The following is a 22,833-nucleotide window of genomic DNA, read 5'->3' on the forward strand; positions in this document are numbered from 1 at the left end:
CGGCGCGGCGAAAGCAGCCAGTATGAGAAAATGCTATGCGAAACCTGAGTTCAGCGGGCAGTGAAAGCTCAGATCGTCTACATATTGAGGGGCGCAACCTGTATACTATATCGCTATAAATTAACGCATTATGTACACTGATATTGAGGAAAGTGATGGCCATCAGTAAGACACATGAAAAAGGTTATACGGTCTATTGTAAAGAGACCAATATAGACCTTAAGTCACTGATGAGTAAGTATATAAATAAAGAAATCAGTGGCAAACCGTTGAGCAGTGGTAACGCTATGCGCAGCGTGGAACTGGTCGAGTACAACTCACAAAAATTTATCATCAAAAACGACCGTGAAGTTGATCCTCGATTCGAGAAAAAAATGCAGAATTTTATCTCCGGTCCCTTCTATTCCAGGCTCATCAAGAAGCTGGACAAGCTCTCCCCGGAAATGCGCGCCTGTACAGCCGATCTCTACTACGCTGCAGAGAAAGTGCGCCTTCGTCAGTGTCATGATGTTTATATTATTCATGAATATATTGAAGGTACTCCTTTAAAAGAAATTAGCCCTAAGAATGCCGATGAAGTGAAGCAGTGCGTTCTGCGCCTTCACAAAGCCGGGTTGGCATCTAATGATATCCACCCAGGAAACTTCATTCGTACGCCAGGCGGTGAATTAAGAATTATCGACTTATCTTGTAAGGGAAACATGAAGATTTGTCAGGCTAATGACATTTTAGCGTTGCAGCGAAAATATAATATTAAAATCAAAGGGAAAGGGTTAGTGTATAAGCTCATCTGCCTCAAAGAAGCGACAAGATCTTTATCCAGAAAGCTTCGTGGTAAATAGCATTTATTATGTATACGGCCAGATCAAATAATCTGGCCGTTGGTAACATTTAATACAAATCGAGCCTTCAATCCCAACTCAGGATCACTTTCCCTGACTGGCCTGAACGCATCGCGTCAAAGCCCTGCTGGAATTCATCGATGGAGAATCGATGGGTGATTATTGGCGACAAATCCAGACCAGACTGAATCAGTGCAGCCATTTTGTACCAGGTCTCAAACATCTCACGACCGTAGATACCTTTAATAAACAGCCCCTTAAAGATAACTTTCGTCCAGTCGATTGACATGTCAGATGGCGGAATACCCAGCATAGCAATGCGCCCACCGTGGTTCATAGTGTCCAGCATGGCGCGAAACGCTGGCGGCGCACCGGACATCTCCAGACCTACATCAAACCCTTCGGTCATACCCAGTTCAGCCATCACGTCAGTCAGATTCTCTTTCGAGACGTTGACCGCGCGAGTGATGCCCATTTTACGCGCCAACTCAAGGCGATACTCATTAACATCGGTAATCACCACGTGGCGTGCGCCAACGTGCTTCGCGACCGCCGCCGCCATAATTCCGATTGGACCCGCGCCGGAAACCAGCACATCTTCCCCAACCAGATCAAACGACAGCGCCGTGTGCACCGCATTACCGAACGGATCGAAAATAGACGCCAGGTCGTCGGAGATGTTGTCCGGAATTTTAAACGCGTTAAATGCCGGGATCACCAGGTACTCTGCAAAGCAGCCAGGACGATTTACGCCGACACCGGTCGTATTGCGGCACAGGTGAGTACGCCCACCGCGGCAGTTACGGCAATGCCCGCAGGTGATATGACCTTCGCCTGAAACGCGATCGCCGATTTTAAAGCCTTTAACTTCCTGGCCGATGCCAACAACTTCGCCGACATATTCATGCCCAACGACCATCGGTACCGGGATGGTTTTTTGCGACCATTCATCCCAGTTATAAATGTGAACGTCAGTCCCGCAGATGGCTGTTTTACGGATTTTAATCAGCAAATCGTTATGGCCGACTTCCGGTTCAGGAACGTCGGTCATCCAAATGCCCTCTTCCGCTTTCAGTTTGGATAACGCTTTCATTTCACATCCTCAGGCAATAACGCCCAGTTGTTTACCAATGCGTGTGAACGCCTCAACAGCACGCGTGATCTGCTCAGGGGTATGCGCCGCAGACATCTGGGTACGAATACGCGCCTGGCCTTTTGGAACCACCGGATAGAAGAATCCGGTAACGTAAATCCCCTCTTTTTGCAGTTCACGGGCGAACGCCTGCGCTACAACCGCATCACCCAACATGACCGGGATAATCGCGTGATCCGCACCCGCTAACGTAAAGCCTGCGGCAGACATTTGCTCACGGAACTGACGTGCGTTCGCCCACAGGCGATCGCGCAGCTCGTTGCCAGCCTCGACCATCTCCAGCACTTTAATGGAGGCTGCAACAATCGCCGGAGCCAGTGAGTTGGAGAACAGGTACGGACGGGAACGCTGACGCAGCCACTCAACAACCTCTTTGCGCGCTGCGGTGTAACCGCCGGATGCGCCACCGAGTGCTTTACCCAGCGTACCGGTGATGATGTCCACACGGCCCATCACATCACAGTATTCATGGGAGCCACGACCGTTTTCGCCGACAAAGCCGACCGCATGAGAATCATCAACCATGACCAGCGCGTCGTATTTATCCGCCAGGTCACAAACGCCTTTCAGGTTAGCGATAACGCCATCCATAGAGAACACGCCATCGGTGGCGATCAGAATATGACGGGCGCCCGCTTCACGCGCTTCTTTCAGGCGCGCTTCCAGCTCGACCATGTCGTTGTTGGCGTAACGGAAACGCTTTGCTTTACACAAGCGAACGCCGTCAATGATAGACGCGTGGTTTAGCGCATCTGAAATAATCGCATCTTCTGCACCCAGCAGTGTTTCGAACAGGCCGCCGTTGGCGTCAAAGCAGGAAGAGTAAAGGATGGCATCTTCCATACCGAGGAATGCCGCCAGTTTTTGCTCCAGTTGCTTATGGCTGTCCTGGGTACCGCAAATAAAGCGGACCGAAGCCATACCAAATCCGTGAGAATCCATGCCCGCTTTTGCCGCTGCAATCAGCTCCGGGTGGTTAGCCAGCCCCAGATAGTTGTTCGCACAAAAGTTAATAACGTGGCTTCCGTCCGCCACGGTGATATCCGCCTGCTGGGCAGACGTAATAATGCGCTCTTCTTTAAACAATCCTTCCGCACGTGCGGTGTCGAGATCGTTGGTTAACTGTTTGTAAAAATCCCCACGCATTTCAATTCTCCAGACTGGGCAAATTTCAGCACATATTACCCAAAGCTATACGTTGATACGAGATGACGCATCACTACTTCTTCAAAATGAAGCATAAATCACGTATATCCACATGGCTAATCAGTGATGCTGCCGTGTATCTTTATTAGGAGGGATAATTCACAACCACTTGATTTAGAAGAGCTTTATTGATTGAGGTGAAAAAACAGCAGCAATAACAGTAGAATGCCTTCACAGCATTCTATCTGCTCAGGTAACCCTTAGATCCCATGCGAACCACTACTTTCGGGTCAGAAAAATTCGTAGTGCCTGGAGTTTTGCACCTAACGCGGTTCGCCGATAAACACGGAACAGATCGAACCATTTGCCACGACCAAGGTAATTAAGCATTAATAGCTCAGGGCGCTTGTAATAACACATAACAAAAATACCCTGATCATCATCAACAATATTATTTCTGAGGGTCTCTTTTTGGCATTCAGTGACTAATAAATAAAACTCTTTCCATTTTTCCTGAGAGCCAACAATAGCGCCACCGATAATATAAATATGATTCCCAATCATAAAGTCAAACACTTGCTTTATTGATGATACAACCAAGCCTTTTTTAATCGTAAAGAGATGCATTTTATTACGATCAAATGGGAAATCCCATATCTTTAAACCGCCAGTGACCTGAGGTTTACGACAATACCCGAAGTCGATCCACGCAACCATCGGAGTATTAACTAAGCCTAAATTAATAGCTTTAGCTACAAAATATGCTTTTAAATTAGTGATCAACACATATTCTGGAGACCAGTATTCAGGGTTACCAAGCTGTCGAGTTTCTAACTTACTCTTAAAGGCATCATCCTGCTGGATTTGTCTAATTTTATTTTTAATATGTTTAAATTTATTATCTAAATCTATAGCTATAATTTTTGTGGGCTTACCTTTGCGTATTTCCGCAATTCTGGCTTCAAACTCAGGCGAAGTAAAAATAACCATATCGTTTTCTAAAGCGGCTAACCGCTTGAAGTAATCAAAATAGACATCAGAAGATCGGGATAGTTTTTCACGGAAGCCTTTATTAACAGTCCACTCCCCCCTACCGATATCAAAATATGCTGTAACAATAGTGGTAGATGATTTCATAGCCATATCAAACCATTAATAAAAAAAATATTATATCACATAGCTTTTGTTTTTGTACATATAATATACATGGGTGGTTATTAAAAAACCGCAATACATTTAAGAATAATTCAATACAGATAATAACCATTAAATAAGCATTCTTATGCCAGTGTTTATAGACCGTCTGCCGACTCGCCATCTTACTTAAGAGGCTGAAGGGATGCCGATGTGATGGTATGATTACAAACATTAGTGTCTGAGATTGTCTCTGACTCCATAATTCGAAGGTTACATTTATGATCATCGTTACCGGCGGCGCGGGCTTTATCGGCAGCAACATCGTTAAGTCCCTGAATGATAAAGGCATCACCGACATCCTGGTGGTGGACAACCTGAAAGACGGCACCAAGTTTGTTAACCTGGTGGATCTGAATATTGCTGACTACATGGACAAGGAAGACTTCCTGATCCAGATTATGGCCGGGGAAGATTTCGGCGATATCGAAGCGATTTTCCACGAAGGCGCATGCTCTTCCACCACCGAGTGGGACGGCAAGTATATGATGGATAACAACTATCAATACTCCAAAGAGCTGCTGCACTACTGCCTGGAGCGTGAAATCCCGTTCCTGTACGCGTCTTCTGCCGCCACTTATGGCGGCCGCACTTCTGATTTCATCGAATCCCGTGAATATGAGAAGCCGCTGAACGTCTACGGTTACTCAAAATTCCTGTTCGACGAGTACGTTCGTCAGATCCTGCCAGAAGCGAACTCTCAGATTGTTGGCTTCCGCTATTTCAACGTCTACGGACCACGTGAAGGCCATAAAGGCAGCATGGCGAGCGTCGCTTTCCACCTCAATACCCAGCTCAACAATGGCGAAACACCAAAACTGTTCGAAGGCAGTGAAAACTTCAAACGTGATTTCGTTTACGTTGGCGATGTGGCTGCGGTAAACCTGTGGTTCCTGGAAAACGGGGTTTCCGGCATCTTTAACCTCGGTACCGGTCGTGCGGAATCTTTCCAGGCCGTTGCCGATGCTACGCTTGCGTATCACAACAAAGGCAGCATTGAGTACATCCCATTCCCGGAAAAACTGAAAGGTCGCTACCAGGCATTTACTCAGGCCGATCTGACTAACCTGCGCGCAGCGGGCTATGACAAGCCGTTTAAAACCGTCGCCGAAGGCGTCACGGAATATATGGCCTGGCTGAACCGCGACGCGTAAGGCAGGCAATCAATGAGGATTCTGGTGGTGGGCCCGTCCTGGGTGGGCGACATGATGATGTCGCAAAGTCTCTATCGCACGCTTAAGGCGCGCTATCCCCAGGCGATAATCGACGTGATGGCACCTGCGTGGTGCCGTCCGCTGCTGTCGCGCATGCCTGAAGTCAACGAAGCCATTGCCATGCCGCTGGGTCATGGCGCGCTGGAGATCGGCGAACGCCGTAAACTCGGTCACAGCCTGCGTGAAAAGCGCTATGACCGCGCCTATGTGCTGCCTAACTCGTTTAAATCAGCTCTGGTGCCGTTCTTTGCTGGCATTCCCCATCGTACCGGTTGGCGTGGCGAAATGCGCTACGGTCTGCTAAACGATGCGCGCGTGCTGGATAAAGACGCATGGCCGTTGATGGTCGAGCGCTATGTGGCCCTGGCTTATGATAAAGGTGTGATGCTGACGGCCAAAGATTTGCCGCAGCCTCTGCTATGGCCGCAGTTGCAGGTCAGCGAAGGCGAGAAATCACTGACCTGTAGTCAGTTTTCCCTCTCTGCCGAACGCCCCATCATCGGCTTTTGCCCTGGCGCGGAATTTGGCCCTGCAAAACGATGGCCACATTACCACTACGCAGAACTGGCAAAGCAATTGATCGATGAGGGCCATCAGATTGTGCTGTTTGGCTCGGCAAAAGACCATGAGGCCGGAAATGAGATCCTGGCGACGCTGAGCGTTGAACAGCAGGCATGGTGCCGTAATCTGGCGGGGGAAACACAGCTGGAGCAGGCCGTCATCCTTCTCGCAGCCTGCAAAGCGGTGGTCACCAACGACTCTGGATTAATGCACGTTGCCGCCGCGCTAAACCGCCCATTGGTCGCATTATACGGCCCCAGCAGCCCGGATTTCACTCCGCCTCTTTCACACAAGGCGCGCGTGATTCGCCTGATTACGGGTTATCACAAAGTACGCAAGGGCGATGCGGCAGAAGGCTATCATCAGAGCCTGATTGACATTACCCCCCAGCGCGTACTGGAAGAGCTCAACGACCTGTTGTTACAAGAGGAAGCCTGACGGATGCGGGTACTGATCGTTAAAACATCGTCTATGGGCGATGTACTGCATACGTTACCTGCATTAACTGACGCGCAGCAGGTCATGCCGGATATTCAATTTGATTGGGTAGTGGAAGAGGGCTTCGCGCAGATCCCATCCTGGCATGCGGCCGTTGACCGCGTGATCCCAGTGGCGATTCGTCGTTGGCGTAAAGCCTGGTTTTCAGCGCCGATTAAAGCCGAGCGTAAAGCCTTTCGCGATGCGGTGCGTTTACGCCAGTATGACGCGATAATTGATGCGCAGGGTTTGGTTAAAAGCGCAGCGTTGGTTACGCGTCTGGCGCGTGGCATCAAGCATGGTATGGACTGGAGCACGGCACGCGAACCCTTGGCTAGCCTGTTTTATAATCGCAAACATCACATTGCCCGGCAGCAGCATGCGGTAGAACGTACGCGTGAGCTGTTCGCCAAAAGTCTGGGAAATGCTAAACCGCAGTCGCAGGGTGATTACGCTATCGCTCAGCATTTTCTGAAAGAACGTAATGCTGACACAGGACAGTATGCCGTATTTCTGCATGCCACGACGCGTGATGATAAACACTGGCCAGAAGCCAACTGGCGGGAGCTAATTGGCCTGTTAAATAACGCTGGCATACGTATTAAACTGCCCTGGGGTGCTCCCCATGAAGAAGCACGGGCCCTTAGGCTGGCGGATGGTTTTTCTTATGTTGATGTTCTTCCACGGATGACTCTTGAAGAGGTCGCTCGCGTATTGGCGGGGGCAAAATTTGTGGTGTCGGTTGATACAGGCCTGAGCCATTTAACCGCTGCGCTGGATCGCCCTAATATTACGTTGTACGGTCCAACGGACCCAGGATTGATTGGTGGGTATGGGAAGAATCAAGTGGTATGTCGCTCAGGAAGTGAAAACCTTTCAGACTTGCATTCTTCGACCGTATTTAGATCAATTAATTGTGAATTTTTGAATAATTGTCTGCCGGTGTCGGAGAAATGATGGCTCTAACAAAGTTTTTTTTAAATGAGAAAAAAAACTGGAAGGTAAACTGGAATAGAGGACTTGTATTTCTTTTTATCGCCACCTATTTCTTAGGTGATATTACACGTTATAAACATTTGATTGTCATACTGATGACAATCACTACGATAGTCTATTTATGCAAGAATCCTCGTCATTACATTTCAACTTTTAAAACATTTATTTTTTCAAGTGTATTATTTCTTGTAATCGCTACTTTCGTCTCTTTAATGTTCACTCCTGAACTAAAAGCCAGCCTGAAAGAGATAAACAACTCTGTTGTTGAAAATGTTTTATTATGCACCATTGCGATCCCTGTATTATTAAGAGAAGAAAGCAAAGAAACCATTTCGAAGTTGATATTCTTCTCGTTCCTTACAGCTCTTAGTTTGCGATGCCTTTCAGAACTTGTCCTTTATTATCAGGACTATCAGCAAGGAATCATGCCTTTTACTAATTATCAACATCGCGGAATTTCAGACGCAATGGTATTTTTATTTCCCGCGCTTCTGAATCTCTGGTTACTTAAATCAGCAAAATACCGTATATTATTCCTGACGCTAGGGGCAATTTATACCTTTCTAATTCTCGGAACATTGTCCCGTGGCGCTTGGTTATCGGTATTTATCATCGCTCTTACATGGATAGTTATTTATAAACAATGGCGATTGTGTCTTGTTGGAGTACTCGTCGCCATTGTTGCTCTGACAGCTATTTTTTCACACAAAGATATGTCAGAAAACCTGACAGTTAAATTACAGCAAACTGACAGCTCATACCGCTATACTAATGGTACCCAAGGAAGTGCGTTTGACCTAATCCTTGAAAACCCGGTTATAGGCTATGGCTTTGGTAACAATGCTTATAAGATAGTGTACAACAAGCGTGTTGTTGATTATCCAAACTGGACATTCCGTGAGTCAATTGGGCCACACAACCTTATTCTCTTTGTCTGGTTTGGTACAGGGTTGCTTGGAATTCTGGGTTTAATACTGGTGTACACAAGCGTTGTGAGAGAGTGCGTCACACATGCATTTAGGGAGAATTATCACTCCCCATACAATGCTTATATGATAATTTTACTTTCATTTGTCGGTTATTTTATTATTCGAGGCAACGTTGAGCAGATTGAATTAGATCTGTTGGGTATTTTTGCTGGGTTCCTGTTAGCCCTGAAGAATAAATAAATCATTAAAAAAAGGCTACTATATGTAGCCTTTTTATCACTCGAACCAGTTACAAATAACCTCTTCAAAACGTTGCGTAACAGCAGACCAGCTATAGTTTTTAAAGACGTATTGCTGCCCTCGTTGGGCCGTATCCGGTAAATCACTTTCCAGCATGACCCTGGTGATATCCTCAGCAATAGTGTCTGCAGTCATCGGCTCTGTTAAGTGATAGCCTGTAATCTTATCTTTAACAAACTCAATCATGCCGCCTCGAGTGCTGACTAATACAGGCCTCCCGGCTCCCATAGCCTCAATTGCCACCATACAAAATGGCTCCTGAAACTGCGAAGGAATCACTACTATGTCTGCCAGTGGATAGTAATAGTGCATTTTCTCGGGAGAGATACTACCCAACATAATGCAATGTGGCTTGAGACGCTCGGCTATCTCCCGCACTTCGCGCTGATAATCACCTTTATCATTCTTACTTACTTCCATGTGATCACCAACGACCACAAGCTTCAGATTTTTGTTTTCATGTTGCAGCTTTTCAAAAGCCTGCAGAAGCAAGAGAACACCTTTATCAGGTACTATGCGTCCAGCAAAAAATACCACCTTGCTTTCTGGGGAAATATTTAATTTACTCTTTGATATGGATTCATAGGACGATTGATAGATATCCAGGTCAATACCATTAGGTACAATAACAATATCAGCTTCAGGAAGATAAGATTGATAATAATTCTTCAAAAACAAACTTGGTACGATCATCTTAACTTTTTGATCGAGCAACTTAGGTTCAAAAGCATTATGCATATGAATCACAACTCTTGCCTGAGGAGCTCGCGAACGAATTTGTCGATATAGCTTCATACTGTTATGGACAACAATCACACTTTGATCGGTTATCTCAAACTTTTCAGCAACTTTCAGTATGCGCTTTGAATAAGGTACCGGATCCAGTCGGGTCCACTTTTGGAAAATACGCTTATATAACGGACTAAATCCAATGCGATGAATACTGCATCGTTCGTTTACGTAAGAATAATCAGAATATCCTTCATTCTTTATGCAGACAATACGATTAGGGAATTGAGTTCTCTGTGCAACCTGATACATCCAGGTCTCAACTGCTGCGGCACCACGTGGTGGAATAGAATAAATAGGGGTTACAGTAAATATGATTTTATCAATCATAAAGATCACCTTCACATTGTCTTATATTTAATTGCTGCGATCAGGCCTGGAATTATTTTTTTTTGATAAAGAAGATGCTTATATTTTTCTCTATATTCATGTTTTTGTTTTGCAACTTGATAAGGCTGATTCTTCCATGGTGACTTCTCATATACTGTGCGGAAAAACTGTGCTGAGGAATAGTCAGCCCACTCGTGCCATGGTTTTGTTACACCAGTATAATGAATAAATACTGTCTCTTCATTAATCACTGATTTATAATGATTTTTATTTTTAATTTCAAACTCAGACTTCAATGAGTAAATTGAGTTAAATTTTCTCGGTAATAATACCGCATGATGCAAAAACATAATATTTAAAATATCTTGATCAGGATATTTTACTCTAGAAACTATATTTTCATCTGATAATAGTTCAAAAAATCTCTTCGTCAAACTAGAGTTAAGCCATTGTTGCAAGTTTATATACATGACCCCCGAGTTAAAGTAGTTGCCTTTAAACTCAGGGTTATGTAAACGTTCTGCGCTATTAGCCTGCATGGAATCAACATCTACTACGACCGCACCATATTCCCCATCAAATTTCAGAGCGGCAAGATCCTCTAAAGAGCCTTTACACGTAATATCAGCATCTAGATATAGCAGTCGATCTAATCGTTCAGAAAAGTAATCAAATGAAAGCAAGCGATAGTATATTGACACTGGCCATATATTTGTTTTAGGCAGTGACACCAACGGTTCAGAATCAATATGATATAGCTTAATAACTGTTTTATACTGTTCTGCTAACTGTGTCAAAAGTGCAATATAATCTTGGTCTAAATAATCCGCAATAATATGAAAGGTAAAATTAATATTACTCTCTTTATTATTTTCAAGGATAGATGCAATAGAGATTGCCGCACCAGTTTGGTAATTTTTATCGATCCCCCATGAAATATTAAAAGTGTCACGATCATCACATGGAGTAACACGTCTGTCTAACTCAATGATATCTTTGAAGTTAGTTAACCTTTTGAAGTCCAATTTAATTACCTTTAATTATTTCAGCTATATTTTTCAGCGGCCAAGTTCTGCATAGTTATGGATGATTTTAGTAATGCACTTAACCAGCAGTTAACCTTTCAACTTAGTCAGATAATAATTAAAGTAGCTATACAGTCCCTGAACGTATAACCCTTGTTTAAATTTATGCTTTGCACAATATCTGAATTGGTTACTATTGGTCGGTTTGAGAAGCGCGACTGAATGCCAGGGCGAGGCCTCTTTCGCAACTAAAAAACTCTTCGATACCGGATAGTTGGACCACTCATGCCAGGGTTTAGTCGGTCCTACATAATGAATGAAGACAGTTTCATTATTAACAGGGTTGACTACTTTATCTTTCAGTTCATAATTAATGCTAAAGCGAGTATTGTATTTACCATTGATAAAAGTTACTTTTCCGGCTAACAACACATTAAGGACATCTTGATCAAGATGAGTTATTCTTTCCACCCATTCTGGAATACGCAACATTTCGATGGCTCGGGAAGAGATATTATTACTGTGCCATGCGTTGATATTGATAAGTAAGAATCCAGCATTAAAGTATCCGGCAGTTAATTCTGGGGTGGCCAGAGTTACAGAACGATTATGCCACCATTCGGAATCTCTTTCCGTTACAACGACAGCGATCTCATCTGCGGAAAACTTATAATCGACCAGTTCTCGTACACAACCCTGGCAAGCAATATCAGCATCAAGGTATAATAATTTATCTACCTTATTATAGAAATAATCTGCAATAACAAAACGGAAGTATGTTGCATAAGTCCAATTTTTGGTACTAGGTAAGTCTTTTAATTTATTGCAATCAATTAGGTAGACTTTGATACAGGATTGATATTGTTTAGCCAGATCGGAGAATCTGGCTTTATCACTCTCATCGAAATAATCAGTAAATATATGAAATGTGAAATCGATTTTTTTATTCGACAATAATATAGAGGCTATTGAAACGCCGCAGCCAAATAAAAAATTCCTGTCAATACCATAACCGATATTAAAACACTCTGCAGAAGTATTTTCCCGAAAATCGTACTCAAAAACAGAAAGGATAACTTCTTTATCACTAAATTGAGACATTTGACTCTTACCAATTTTTGAGAAATAGACCACGTTCTCACATGCCCTATTCCAAATAGTTCAGGATAAATTAATCACAGAGATTTACGAATTGTTCTTTCGCGTATTTTATTAGCTTTAACCTGTGCTTCATTGAACAAATCAGCCTCCTGGCTTAGGATGCTTTTCAATGGCAATTCGCAATAGACGCGTAGAAATCTATATATATCACGCTGTGTTAATCCAATATTCATGGATGAAAAATAGAGACCAATCAAGTCTTTGTCGCGCCAGCGTCGGGGAACGGTCGACCGAATTTGAGCACGGTGCAAATCAATCACTGAAATCTTGAGATCGTCCTCATGCCCAGAAAAAGGAAGATGTAATAAAAAGTGGCAAATATAGCAATCGCGATGATTGATACCTCCAGCATGCATCTTACGCACCATGGTGGCAACATGATCAATAATCATACGCTTCACTTTCACATCGGGAGAATTTGTGGCCCATTCCGCACAGTAATCTTCCAGGCTGATGGTTGGAGTGAGATCCTCAGTAATAATAAACGAGGTTTTAGTCAGTGGATTCAATCCTTTCTCACCAAATCCCACCCCTGTCATTGTATCCACGCCCAATTGACTCAGGCGATGAATAGCATTCCATTCTCTATCAGCACCTAATACTGGCATGCGTAATGAAAGTAGATTTTTAACAATCTCCTTCAGAGAAGTGCCTCTGTGCCATTTTAAAAAATAGCTTTTACCCGCTAGTTCAAATCGTAGCGTACGGCGAGTTTCCAGCTCTCTGAATACTTCACCTTGTAAATTTTTAACTTCTTCAAATGCATCTTTCCCGCGCCATAATGTGGCTAACGGTTCTTTTAATTCAACCATCTAAACCACCCGTAATCATATCCGCTGCTTTCTCCGGTAGGCTGTATAAATCTTGCGTATCCGCATAGTTTCGCGCATTTTCCCTCCACTCAGAACACAATGAAGGCTCTACCAGCGCTTTACGTAAGACTTCATTCAGCGTTTCTTGGCGGAATGGTTCTGCAATTGCCATACCACAGTTAGCATCAACAATATAATGCGCGTAACCGCATACAGCTGTGGTCAAAACCGGCAGCCCTGCAGTGATTGCCTCTAGTAGCACAATGCCTGCCGCCTCCTGATAAGCCGGATGCATCAATAAATCAGCCGCAGCCATTAATTCTGCAACATCATTACGGCCTGAATAGAAATGGACATTACTGCGTACGCCAAGTTTTTCCGCCAACGCCTCAAATTTTCTCGGTTTGTCTTGTCCAACAACAAACAGTAGCGTATTGGTTCGAAGAGTTTCTGGTAATGATGCCAACGCGCGAATTGAACGATCCACACCTTTACGAGTGAAATCAGAGCCTACCTGTAATAAAAGATTTTGTTGCTCTGTTACACCGTTTTTCTGGCGAAAAACTTCATGGCTATTCGGGATCTGCTGACTATACTTTCTGTCCGGATAAATCCCGGGAGGAAGAATATGAAATCGCTCAGCTTCTGTCTGATAATGCTTCTGAAAATCAGCAATCTGCTTATCAGTTAGCATTAATAGCTGCGTCGATTTACCCTGCTCAAACGTCGCACGCTCAAACGCTGCATAGTGCCGATATCGTGAAGTTAACCGATAGAGGAAACCTTTTTCTTGCGCCACTTTCTCGGCATAGCAAACGTCAGCAGCATAGTAGATATCCAGGCCCGGCATTTTATTAAAACCAACAACCCGATCGACAGGATGCTGAAGTAAATGTGCCTGGACCCAGGAATAATACTCCGCATTGCGGCCATGGTTTGTCCGGGACTTTACCGGTACAAGAATTAATTCAAAAACGTCAGGACACTCACCTTCCCAGGACTGCGTGTAGACACGAACATGGTGACCTCGTGCCGCTACAGTTTGCGCAATGCGCATAAAATCACGCTGTAACCCACCGAATGGGAAGTATTTATACAAACAGAAAGCAACAATCATACGGGACTCCCCGCTTGTGGCGGCACAAGTCTACCGGGTAATAGTTTATCGACAGCAGCAATAACATCGTCAGCGGGAATGACCGAAAGATACATTTCATTGCGATCGCGCTGCTCACGTGGTGGCATCGGACGGTAATCACCAGCCCAAAATTGAATCATCTGCTTTGACCATGGTCGCCAAAAATTATGATCCGTTGCGCCAAACAGGCATATCAATGGTGTATCAACCGCAGCAGCAATGTGCCCGGGAGCAGAGTCCACCCCAATAAACAACTGGGCATGATCGATGACTGCTCCTAGCTCTGGGAAGCTCATCTTTCCGGCCAACGCAGTAACGGGCTTTTCTTTGCAACCTTGTGCAATTTCATTCACACAAGCCAGATCGTCTGCGCCTGGGCCAGAGGTCAGAACTACCTCCAGACCACGCTGGTGTAAGGCGTCAATTACCTGTGAAAACTTTTCGTTATTCCAGCACTTGAAGCGTTGACGTGCCGTCGGTTGAATAACAACGTATTCATCACCAACCCCAGCCCGATTTAATTCTGTGCGCATACGTTCCCAACTATCCGGAGGATAGCTCATTGTGGTATGCGTCACAGTCGAGTTAAGTTTCAACGGGGCCAGCACAGACAGATTACTTTCCACCACATTTTCTCCGCTCAGCGGAGCCAGACATGTAAAACTATTTTTCCAAAAAGAAGATTGCCGATGAGCATAATCCTGAGAGATTTTAATCGGCGCATTCAGTAGCCGCATCAATATCGCGACGATCCACTGGTCGGTAAGGTTTACAACTAAATCATACCCATTTGCGCGTAACGTTGTGGCCAGGTGCATGAAATTAGTAATTTTGTCGGTTACTTTTGTCTTTTTATTTTTAATACCATAAAGGGCATTAATTTCTGGGTTTTCCGACAAAATTGGGATGGTATCCTGATAAAGAAGCACGTCGATTTTCGCTTCAGGATAGTTCTGCTTTAGCGTACTAATGACAGGAGTTGTTAACAACATATCTCCGTGAAAACGCATTTTTATGACCAGAATTCTATTAATTGGCTTATCCACAAGCGGCTCTTTTATCGTGAGTGTCCGGTAAAGTTAAGCAGAAAAAAGCACGCTACCGCCCCAGGCTCAACAGCTACCTGATTACTGATATCGCACTGATTTTTTACGCGCTAGTGTATCACTTCTTTCGCCATGTTCCGACTCGAATAATTCTTGCACAACCAATATCATTAAGCCATATAAATCAATAAATTACCATGTCAAGACCTTTTGATTTTAAGCTCTCTGGCTCGACTAAACCTGAAAATATCAACAGATATCGTAAAGATGCAAAAGATGTTTGCACCCAAGGTAATCCCCGCCTGAGACGCTATTTAATTTAAAAATAGGAAAAGTATTGGTAAAGCCACAACTAAATACATAGAATCCCCAGCACATTCATAAGTCAGCTACCATTATGCTCGAATTGCTTTACACCGCCCTTTTCTACCTTATTCAGCCTCTGATCTGGATACGGCTTTGGGTGCGCGGACGTAAGGCTCCGGCCTACCGTAAACGCTGGGGTGAACGCTACGGCTTTTACCGCCGTCCGCTTAAACCAGGCGGCATCATGCTTCATTCAGTTTCAGTAGGCGAAACGCTGGCAGCTATCCCATTAGTCCGCGCTCTGCGACATCGTTATCCCGACTTGCCGATCACGGTAACCACCATGACGCCAACCGGTTCCGAGCGCGTACAATCCGCTTTTGGCACTGACGTTCAACACATTTATCTGCCGTACGATTTACCGGATGCCCTGAACCGTTTTCTGAATAAAGTTGACCCCAAGCTGGTGTTAATTATGGAAACAGAGCTGTGGCCAAATCTGATCGCGGCGCTCCATAAGCGCCACATCCCGCTGGTTATTGCCAACGCACGTCTTTCAGCTCGTTCAGCTGCTGGCTACGCTAAATTAGGGAAATTTGTTGGCAGGCTGCTGCGTCGTATCACCTTGATTGCCGCCCAGAACGAAGAAGATGGCGCACGTTTTATTGCGCTTGGCGCCAGAAGCAATCAGGTCACCGTCACCGGTAGCCTGAAGTTTGATATTTCCGTCACGCCGCAACTGGCCGCAAAAGCAGTCACATTACGTCGTCAATGGGCGCCTCACCGCCCGGTATGGATTGCAACCAGCACCCACGACGGCGAAGAAAGCATTATCATTGCCGCCCATCAGGCGTTATTAAATCAGTTCCCGAATCTTTTACTGATTCTGGTTCCCAGACATCCGGAACGCTTCCCGGATGCTATTAACCTCGTACGCCAGGCTGGGCTAAGCTATACCACACGCTCTTCGGGCGAAGTTCCGTCATCGGGTACTCAGGTTGTGATCGGCGACACCATGGGCGAGCTGATGCTACTGTACGGCATTGCCGACCTCGCTTTTGTCGGCGGTTCACTGGTTGAACGTGGTGGACACAATCCACTGGAAGCCGCGGCACACGCCATTCCTGTATTAATGGGACCGCATACTTTTAATTTTAAAGATATTTGCGCCCGCCTCGAACAGGCAAGCGGATTGATCACCGTCACCGACGCAACTACGCTGGTGAAAGAGGTCTCTTCTTTACTGACCGATGCAGATTATCGTAATTTTTATGGCCGTCACGCAGTTGAAGTTCTGTATCAAAATCAGGGCGCGCTACAGCGTCTGCTGCAGCTGCTGGAACCTTATCTGCCACCCAAAACGCATTGAGGCAAGTCATGCAAAAACGGGCGATTTATCCAGGAACCTTTGATCCCATTACTAACGGCCACCTCGATATTGTGACGCGTGCAACAAGCATGTTCGATCACGTAATCCTGGCCATTGCCGCAAGTCCCAGTAAACAGCCGATGTTTACTCTGGAAGAGCGCGTTGAGCTGGCGCAACAGGCAACGGCGCATCTTGGCAATGTCGAAGTTCTGGGATTCAGCGATTTGATGGCAAATTTTGCCCGCGATAATCAGGCTAATATTCTGATCCGTGGTCTGCGTGCGGTAGCCGATTTTGAATATGAAATGCAGCTGGCCCATATGAACCGTCACCTGATGCCACAACTGGAAAGCGTCTTTTTGATGCCATCTAAAGAGTGGTCATTTATCTCATCGTCGCTGGTGAAAGAAGTTGCCCGCCATCAGGGTGACGTGACGCATTTTCTGCCGAAAAACGTCCATCAGGCATTATTGGGTAAACTGAAGTAATACGTCTGGCCGGATGAGACGTATGCGACCTCCGGCCAATAACGGTGTTATTTCTGACAGCGACGGCAGTAGAACGTTGTGCGCTGGGCGTGTTTTGTCGCAATGATTGGCGCGCCGCACGCGCGACAGGGTTCACCTTCTCTCCCATAGACTTGCAGCTCCTGGGCAAAATAGCCCGGCTTACCGTCACTTTGCAGGAAATCCTTCAGCGTGGTGCCACCCTGCTCGATAGAACGCAGCAAAACCGCCTTAATGACGCGCACCAGCAGTTCACACTCGTCCTGCGACAAAGATGACGCCAGACGGTCAGGATGGATGCCAGCCGCAAACAGCGACTCGCTGGCATAGATGTTACCCACCCCCACCACCAGCTTGTTATCCATCAGCCAGGGCTTAATCGCAGTTTTCTTCTTCGCACATTTCTGCTGCAAATAACCAGCGTTGAAATCATCGCTCAGCGGCTCAGGACCAAGATGAGCGAGGACATTATGCCCATCCAGCTCTTTAGCCCACAGCCATGCGCCAAAACGGCGTGGATCGGTATAGCGCAGGACTTTGCCGTTGCTCATCACCAGGTCAACGTGGTCATGCTTTTCTGCCGGAAGTTCTTCAGGGAGGATACGCAAACTACCCGACATCCCCAGATGAATGATTACCCAGCCATCCGATAGCTCCAGCAGCAGGTATTTCGCGCGCCGCTGTACGCTCAGAACGGGTTTATCACTCAGACGATAGATTTCCTCAGATACCGGCCAACGCAAACGACCGTTACGCACCGTCGCGTGCATAATCGTTGCCCCCACCAGATGCGGCTCAATACCGCGGCGGCTGGTTTCGACTTCAGGTAATTCAGGCATAGTATCTCCGGCGATGTATCAGGTCACATTAATATGGGGACGGCCAGAAAACAAAAAACCCCGCCGAAGCGAGGTTTTTTATTACGTCAAAGCGAGAATTATTTGATTTTCGCTTCTTTGTAGAGAACGTGCTGACGGACAACTGGATCGAATTTTTTCAGTTCCAGTTTTTCCGGCTTAGTACGTTTGTTCTTCGTAGTGGTATAGAAGTGACCAGTACCAGCAGAAGAAACCAGCTTGATTTTCTCACGAATACCTTTAGCCATGATTTATTTCCTCTTAGTACTTAGTACTTTTCGCCACGGGCACGCAGTTCAGACAGAACTGTTTCGATGCCTTTCTTATCAATAACACGCATACCTTTAGCAGATACACGCAGGGTGACAAAACGCTTCTCGCTCTCAACCCAGAAACGGTGAGAGTGCAGGTTAGGCAGGAAACGGCGTTTAGTCGCGTTCAGTGCGTGGGAACGGTTGTTACCGGTCACCGGACGCTTGCCAGTAACTTGGCAGACTCGGGACATGTCTATTCTCCAAAAATCAAATTAGCTCGAGCTTCGTATGGGGTATCGGCGCCTCGTCAGGCTTTACAGCCCGGTCATCGCATAGTTCTAAGTGAACTCTCGATTGCCAGGCCCAAATGCCAAACCCGAGATTCTCAAAGGTGGCGTAGTATACGCTGACCCGGCGTTATGCTCAAGTCCCGAACAGACAAAGATCCCGATGGATCGCGTAAAGTGCGTTAAATCCAACCGCGTTCCGCGAAAGAAACGTACTCTCCGCGCCCAATGACCAGATGATCTAGCACCCGGATATCCATGAACTGACAGCATTTCACAACACGCTCGGTGATGAGTTTATCTGCTTTACTTGGCTCTGCACAACCCGAAGGGTGATTATGCGCAAGGATCACCGCCGAAGCATTCATTTTTATCGCTTCACGAACAATTTCTCGTGGATGCACCTCAACGTGGCTTAGCGTACCGGAAAAAAGTTTGCTGTGCTTAATCACACGGTGTTGAGAATCCATAAAGATCACAAAAAAGATCTCGCGTTCCTCTTGCGAGAGCTGACTTTGCAGAAATTCGCGCGCCATTTCCGGGCTAAGTATCGCGCGCTCCTCTATCACCCGTACGTTGTAATAACGCCTCGCCAGCTCCGCTATTCCCTTCAGTTGCGCGTACTTCGCGATACCGATGCCCTGAACGTAGCTGAAATCCAAGTAATCAGCAGACAACAGGCCATACAGCGAATCAAAATGCTGAAGCATCTCTTTCGCCAGCGTAAGCACATCTTTACCCAGCATCCCGGTGCGTAAAAATAGAGCCAGTAGCTCAACGTCGGTCAGCGAACTGGCCCCCTGCGCCAACAGCTTTTCCCGAGGCATTATACGTCCTGTATTTCCCATGCTTTTCCTCTCCTTTAGCGTGCGCATAGTGGCATAACGCCAGCGGTGAATCGACGCTCTGTTTTCACTTCTTCGTAGCGCCTCGCAAACTGGATCGCGGGCAAAAGCACGACAAATTGCGGATTGTGATAAAATATCCGCCTTCTGGTGAAACCCAACAGGAAAGATCATGATGAGCCTGGCCGGTAAAAAAATCGTACTTGGCGTCAGTGGCGGCATTGCTGCGTACAAAACCCCTGAGCTGGTACGTCGTTTACGGGAACGCGGCGCTGACGTCCGCGTGGCGATGACCGAAGCGGCAAAAGCGTTTATTACACCTCTGAGCTTACAGGCCGTTTCGGGTTATCCCGTTTCCGACAGCCTGCTTGATCCTGCAGCCGAAGCCGCGATGGGCCACATTGAGCTGGGGAAATGGGCCGATTTGGTTATCCTGGCCCCTGCTACGGCAGACCTGATTGCTCGCGTTGCCGCAGGTATGGCCAACGATCTGGTGTCAACAATCTGTCTGGCAACGCCAGCGCCTGTTGCCGTGCTACCGGCCATGAACCAGCAGATGTACCGCGCTGCCGCGACCCAGAACAACCTGGGCATCCTTGCTTCGCGAGGGTTGCTCATTTGGGGCCCTGACAGCGGTAGTCAGGCATGTGGTGATATCGGTCCTGGACGTATGCTGGACCCATTAACCATTGTGGATATGGCGGCAGAACATTTTTCACCTGTCAACTCCCTGCAACATCTCAACATCATGATTACGGCGGGTCCGACGCGTGAACCGCTTGATCCCGTGCGTTATATTTCCAACCACAGCTCCGGGAAAATGGGATTTGCTATCGCAGCCGCGGCCGCAAAGCGCGGAGCAAACGTCACGCTGGTATCGGGTCCGGTTTCGTTACCCACTCCGCCATTTGTCCAGCGCGTTGATGTGATGACCGCGCTGGAGATGGAAGCCGCCGTGCAATCTGCGGTGCAACAACAGCATATTTTCATCGGCTGCGCCGCAGTCGCTGATTATCGCGCTGACACGATCGCCCACGAAAAAATCAAAAAGCAGGCGACGCAGGGTGATGAATTAACAGTAAAAATGGTCAAAAATCCGGATATTATCGCCGGTGTTGCCGCACTGGTTGCTAACCGTCCCTTTGTCGTTGGGTTTGCCGCCGAAACAAATAATGTGGAAGAATATGCCCGGCAAAAACGCATCCGCAAAAACCTTGATGTGATCTGCGCGAACGATGTTTCGCTGTCTACTCAAGGATTTAACAGCGACAGCAACGCATTACACCTTTTTTGGCAGGATGGAGATAAAGTCTTACCGCTTGAGCGCAAAGAACTCCTGGGCCAATTATTACTCGACGAGATCGTGACCCGTTATGATGAAAAAAATCGACGTTAAGATTCTGGACCCGCGCGTAGGGCAACAATTTCCGCTTCCTACGTACGCCACCTCTGGTTCTGCCGGACTTGACCTGCGTGCTTGTCTTGATGACGCCGTAGAACTGGCGCCGGGCGCAACAACGCTGGTACCAACGGGGTTAGCTATCCACATTGCCGATCCTTCTCTGGCAGCGGTAATGCTCCCGCGTTCCGGATTGGGCCATAAGCACGGTATCGTACTGGGCAATCTGGTCGGTTTAATTGATTCCGACTACCAGGGCCAGCTGATGGTATCCGTCTGGAACCGTGGTCAGGACAGCTTCACTATCGAGCCGGGCGAGCGCATCGCGCAGATGGTATTTGTACCGGTTGTGCAGGCTGAATTTAATCTGGTGGAAGAGTTTGAAGCCACCGATCGTGGCGAAGGTGGCTTCGGCCATTCCGGGCGCAAGTAACCCGCAGAAAAGTATCCCACAGCGTAATAACGCAATAACATACCGCAAACAACAGTTTGCGGTCGCTGTGTGGATGCCTGCCTGGCAAGAGCTTATTTTCAGGGGTATTTTGTAACATGGTAGAAAAGCAAACTGCGAAAAGGAATCGTCGCGAAGAAATACTTCAGTCTCTGGCACTGATGCTTGAGTCCAGCGATGGTAGCCAACGCATCACCACAGCAAAGCTGGCAGCCTCAGTTGGCGTATCCGAAGCGGCATTGTATCGCCATTTCCCCAGCAAGACTCGCATGTTCGATAGCCTGATTGAGTTTATCGAAGATAGTCTGATTACCCGTATCAATCTGATTTTGAAAGATGAAAAGGACACTAACGCGCGCTTGCGTCTGATCGTACTGCTCATTTTAGGGTTCGGTGAGCGCAACCCTGGCTTGACGCGAATACTGACCGGACACGCGTTGATGTTCGAGCAAGATCGTCTGCAAGGCCGTATTAACCAGCTTTTTGAGCGAATTGAGGCGCAATTACGCCAGGTTCTGCGAGAAAAAAGAATGCGTGAAGGTGAAGGCTACACCGTGGATGAAACGCTGCTGGCCAGCCAGTTGTTGGCTTTCTGCGAAGGTATGCTGTCCCGGTTTGTACGTAGCGAATTTAAATATCGTCCGACGGATGATTTCGACACCCGCTGGCCGTTGGTGGCTGCTCAGTTGCAATAGCAGATTTGTTTAGTCCGGCCTACGGGGTTACGTAGGCCGGATAAGCGCAGCGCCATCCGGCAGTTCTTAAACGCCGTACGCTTCGCGATAGGCCCGTACTGCCACCAGATGCTCTGCCATCTCTGGCTTCTCTTCCAGATACGCAATCAATTCTTTCAGGGTAATGATAGAAACCACCTTGCAGCCATAATCGCGTTCCACTTCCTGAATCGCTGAAATCTCGCCGCGACCGCGTTCCTGACGATCGAGAGAAATCAGTACCCCCGCCAGCGTGGCGCCATGAGCCTGGATAATTTCCATCGACTCACGAATAGCCGTACCTGCGGTGATAACATCATCGACCAGCATGACACGCCCTTCAAGTGCGCTACCTACCAGATTACCGCCTTCGCCGTGGGTTTTCGCCTCTTTACGGTTAAAGCAGTACGGCAAATCTTTATCATGGTGTTCCGCCAGCGCAACGGCCGTTGTGGTAGCAATCGGAATACCTTTGTAGGCCGGACCAAACAGCAAATCAAACTCAATACCGGAATCCACCAGCGCTTCGGCATAAAAACGGCCTAACAGTGCCAGGTCGCGCCCGGTATTAAACAGCCCGGCGTTGAAGAAATAGGGGCTTTTGCGCCCGGATTTCAGCGTAAATTCGCCAAACTTTAGTACCTGCTTGCTAAGCGCAAACTCAATAAACTGGCGCTGATACGGTTTCATGGATTCGCTCCTCATCTCACTTTATTACAGACAAAAAAAAGGC

Annotated in this window: 24 protein-coding genes; 10 read left to right on the forward strand and 14 right to left on the reverse strand. The window is 46.8% G+C overall.

Features of this window, described 5'->3' with window-relative positions; all coding sequences use genetic code 11:
- The first annotated feature begins 155 nt into the window (after positions 1 to 155).
- Positions 156 to 842, forward strand: coding sequence for a lipopolysaccharide core heptose(II) kinase RfaY (rfaY, locus tag LA337_22840; GenBank protein ID UBI15953.1), 687 nt, complete (start codon positions 156 to 158; stop codon positions 840 to 842).
- A 67-nt stretch (positions 843 to 909) separates the two neighbouring features.
- Here rfaY and tdh read toward each other — a convergent pair whose 3' ends face one another.
- The 3 genes from tdh to yibB form a co-directional block, all read right to left on the reverse strand.
- Positions 910 to 1,935, reverse strand: a complete 1,026-nt coding sequence (gene tdh / locus LA337_22845; protein UBI15954.1) for an L-threonine 3-dehydrogenase — start codon at positions 1,933 to 1,935, stop codon at positions 910 to 912.
- A 9-nt stretch (positions 1,936 to 1,944) separates the two neighbouring features.
- Positions 1,945 to 3,141: a glycine C-acetyltransferase gene (gene kbl, locus LA337_22850; GenBank protein UBI15955.1), complete on the reverse strand. Its 1,197-nt coding sequence runs from the start codon at positions 3,139 to 3,141 to the stop codon at positions 1,945 to 1,947.
- Between the two features lie 279 nt (positions 3,142 to 3,420).
- Positions 3,421 to 4,278 (reverse strand): protein YibB, encoded by an 858-nt coding sequence (gene yibB, locus LA337_22855; protein ID UBI18538.1) that lies wholly within the window; start codon positions 4,276 to 4,278, stop codon positions 3,421 to 3,423.
- Between the two features lie 278 nt (positions 4,279 to 4,556).
- Here yibB and rfaD point away from each other — a divergent pair, with 278 nt between their 5' ends.
- Genes rfaD through rfaL form a run of 4 tightly spaced genes read left to right on the forward strand, consistent with a single transcriptional unit; the run spans position 4,557 to position 8,752 of the window.
- Entirely contained in the window at positions 4,557 to 5,489 is a 933-nt protein-coding gene (gene rfaD, locus LA337_22860; GenBank protein UBI15956.1) for an ADP-glyceromanno-heptose 6-epimerase, read from the forward strand.
- Positions 5,490 to 5,501: 12 nt separating this feature from the next.
- A complete protein-coding gene (gene rfaF / locus LA337_22865; protein ID UBI15957.1) occupies positions 5,502 to 6,548 on the forward strand; it encodes an ADP-heptose--LPS heptosyltransferase RfaF in 1,047 nt (348 codons plus the stop codon).
- A gap of 3 nt (positions 6,549 to 6,551) precedes the next feature.
- Positions 6,552 to 7,544 (forward strand): lipopolysaccharide heptosyltransferase RfaC, encoded by a 993-nt coding sequence (rfaC, locus tag LA337_22870; protein UBI15958.1) that lies wholly within the window; start codon positions 6,552 to 6,554, stop codon positions 7,542 to 7,544.
- A complete protein-coding gene (rfaL, locus tag LA337_22875) occupies positions 7,544 to 8,752 on the forward strand; it encodes an O-antigen ligase RfaL (protein UBI18539.1) in 1,209 nt (402 codons plus the stop codon). The genes rfaC and rfaL overlap by 1 nt, the downstream gene beginning before the upstream one ends.
- 36 nt (positions 8,753 to 8,788) lie before the next feature.
- On the opposite strand, the gene LA337_22880 is transcribed toward rfaL, so the two are convergent.
- From LA337_22880 to rfaQ, 6 genes are all read right to left on the reverse strand, one after another.
- Positions 8,789 to 9,931, reverse strand: a complete 1,143-nt coding sequence (locus LA337_22880) for a lipopolysaccharide N-acetylglucosaminyltransferase (protein UBI15959.1) — start codon at positions 9,929 to 9,931, stop codon at positions 8,789 to 8,791.
- Positions 9,932 to 9,942: 11 nt separating this feature from the next.
- On the reverse strand, positions 9,943 to 10,956 hold the full coding sequence (locus LA337_22885) for a glycosyltransferase family 8 protein (protein UBI15960.1): 1,014 nt from the start codon (positions 10,954 to 10,956) through the stop codon (positions 9,943 to 9,945).
- 90 nt (positions 10,957 to 11,046) lie between these two features.
- Positions 11,047 to 12,057: a lipopolysaccharide 3-alpha-galactosyltransferase gene (gene waaO, locus LA337_22890; protein UBI15961.1), complete on the reverse strand. Its 1,011-nt coding sequence runs from the start codon at positions 12,055 to 12,057 to the stop codon at positions 11,047 to 11,049.
- A gap of 74 nt (positions 12,058 to 12,131) precedes the next feature.
- On the reverse strand, positions 12,132 to 12,929 hold the full coding sequence (rfaP, locus tag LA337_22895; GenBank protein UBI15962.1) for a lipopolysaccharide core heptose(I) kinase RfaP: 798 nt from the start codon (positions 12,927 to 12,929) through the stop codon (positions 12,132 to 12,134).
- Complete coding sequence (locus LA337_22900) at positions 12,922 to 14,046, reverse strand: glycosyltransferase family 4 protein (GenBank protein ID UBI15963.1); 1,125 nt, start codon at positions 14,044 to 14,046, stop codon at positions 12,922 to 12,924. Before LA337_22900 ends, rfaP begins: the two co-directional genes overlap by 8 nt.
- On the reverse strand, positions 14,043 to 15,113 hold the full coding sequence (gene rfaQ / locus LA337_22905) for a lipopolysaccharide core heptosyltransferase RfaQ (GenBank protein UBI15964.1): 1,071 nt from the start codon (positions 15,111 to 15,113) through the stop codon (positions 14,043 to 14,045). Before rfaQ ends, LA337_22900 begins: the two co-directional genes overlap by 4 nt.
- A gap of 397 nt (positions 15,114 to 15,510) precedes the next feature.
- Here rfaQ and waaA point away from each other — a divergent pair, with 397 nt between their 5' ends.
- Positions 15,511 to 16,788 (forward strand): lipid IV(A) 3-deoxy-D-manno-octulosonic acid transferase, encoded by a 1,278-nt coding sequence (gene waaA / locus LA337_22910; GenBank protein ID UBI15965.1) that lies wholly within the window; start codon positions 15,511 to 15,513, stop codon positions 16,786 to 16,788.
- 8 nt (positions 16,789 to 16,796) lie between these two features.
- Positions 16,797 to 17,276, forward strand: coding sequence for a pantetheine-phosphate adenylyltransferase (coaD, locus tag LA337_22915; protein ID UBI15966.1), 480 nt, complete (start codon positions 16,797 to 16,799; stop codon positions 17,274 to 17,276).
- Between the two features lie 47 nt (positions 17,277 to 17,323).
- On the opposite strand, the gene mutM is transcribed toward coaD, so the two are convergent.
- The 4 genes from mutM to radC all read right to left on the reverse strand — a co-directional run bounded on the left by mutM (position 17,324) and on the right by radC (position 19,540).
- Positions 17,324 to 18,133 (reverse strand): bifunctional DNA-formamidopyrimidine glycosylase/DNA-(apurinic or apyrimidinic site) lyase, encoded by an 810-nt coding sequence (gene mutM, locus LA337_22920; protein UBI15967.1) that lies wholly within the window; start codon positions 18,131 to 18,133, stop codon positions 17,324 to 17,326.
- Positions 18,134 to 18,231: 98 nt separating this feature from the next.
- Complete coding sequence (gene rpmG / locus LA337_22925) at positions 18,232 to 18,399, reverse strand: 50S ribosomal protein L33 (protein UBI15968.1); 168 nt, start codon at positions 18,397 to 18,399, stop codon at positions 18,232 to 18,234.
- A 20-nt stretch (positions 18,400 to 18,419) separates the two neighbouring features.
- On the reverse strand, positions 18,420 to 18,656 hold the full coding sequence (gene rpmB / locus LA337_22930) for a 50S ribosomal protein L28 (protein UBI15969.1): 237 nt from the start codon (positions 18,654 to 18,656) through the stop codon (positions 18,420 to 18,422).
- Positions 18,657 to 18,874: 218 nt separating this feature from the next.
- Positions 18,875 to 19,540, reverse strand: coding sequence for a DNA repair protein RadC (radC, locus tag LA337_22935; GenBank protein UBI15970.1), 666 nt, complete (start codon positions 19,538 to 19,540; stop codon positions 18,875 to 18,877).
- A 172-nt stretch (positions 19,541 to 19,712) separates the two neighbouring features.
- On the opposite strand from radC, the gene coaBC reads away from it, so the two are divergent.
- The 3 genes from coaBC to slmA all read left to right on the forward strand — a co-directional run bounded on the left by coaBC (position 19,713) and on the right by slmA (position 22,082).
- On the forward strand, positions 19,713 to 20,933 hold the full coding sequence (gene coaBC / locus LA337_22940) for a bifunctional phosphopantothenoylcysteine decarboxylase/phosphopantothenate--cysteine ligase CoaBC (GenBank protein ID UBI18540.1): 1,221 nt from the start codon (positions 19,713 to 19,715) through the stop codon (positions 20,931 to 20,933).
- Entirely contained in the window at positions 20,911 to 21,369 is a 459-nt protein-coding gene (gene dut / locus LA337_22945) for a dUTP diphosphatase (GenBank protein ID UBI15971.1), read from the forward strand. Before coaBC ends, dut begins: the two co-directional genes overlap by 23 nt.
- Positions 21,370 to 21,485: 116 nt before the next feature.
- Complete coding sequence (gene slmA, locus LA337_22950; protein UBI15972.1) at positions 21,486 to 22,082, forward strand: nucleoid occlusion factor SlmA; 597 nt, start codon at positions 21,486 to 21,488, stop codon at positions 22,080 to 22,082.
- Between the two features lie 66 nt (positions 22,083 to 22,148).
- Here slmA and pyrE read toward each other — a convergent pair whose 3' ends face one another.
- Positions 22,149 to 22,790 (reverse strand): orotate phosphoribosyltransferase, encoded by a 642-nt coding sequence (gene pyrE, locus LA337_22955; GenBank protein ID UBI15973.1) that lies wholly within the window; start codon positions 22,788 to 22,790, stop codon positions 22,149 to 22,151.
- Positions 22,791 to 22,833 lie beyond the last annotated feature (43 nt).

The sequence above is a fragment of the Citrobacter europaeus genome (assembly GCA_020099315.1).
In the GTDB taxonomy this organism is placed as follows: domain Bacteria; phylum Pseudomonadota; class Gammaproteobacteria; order Enterobacterales; family Enterobacteriaceae; genus Citrobacter; species Citrobacter europaeus.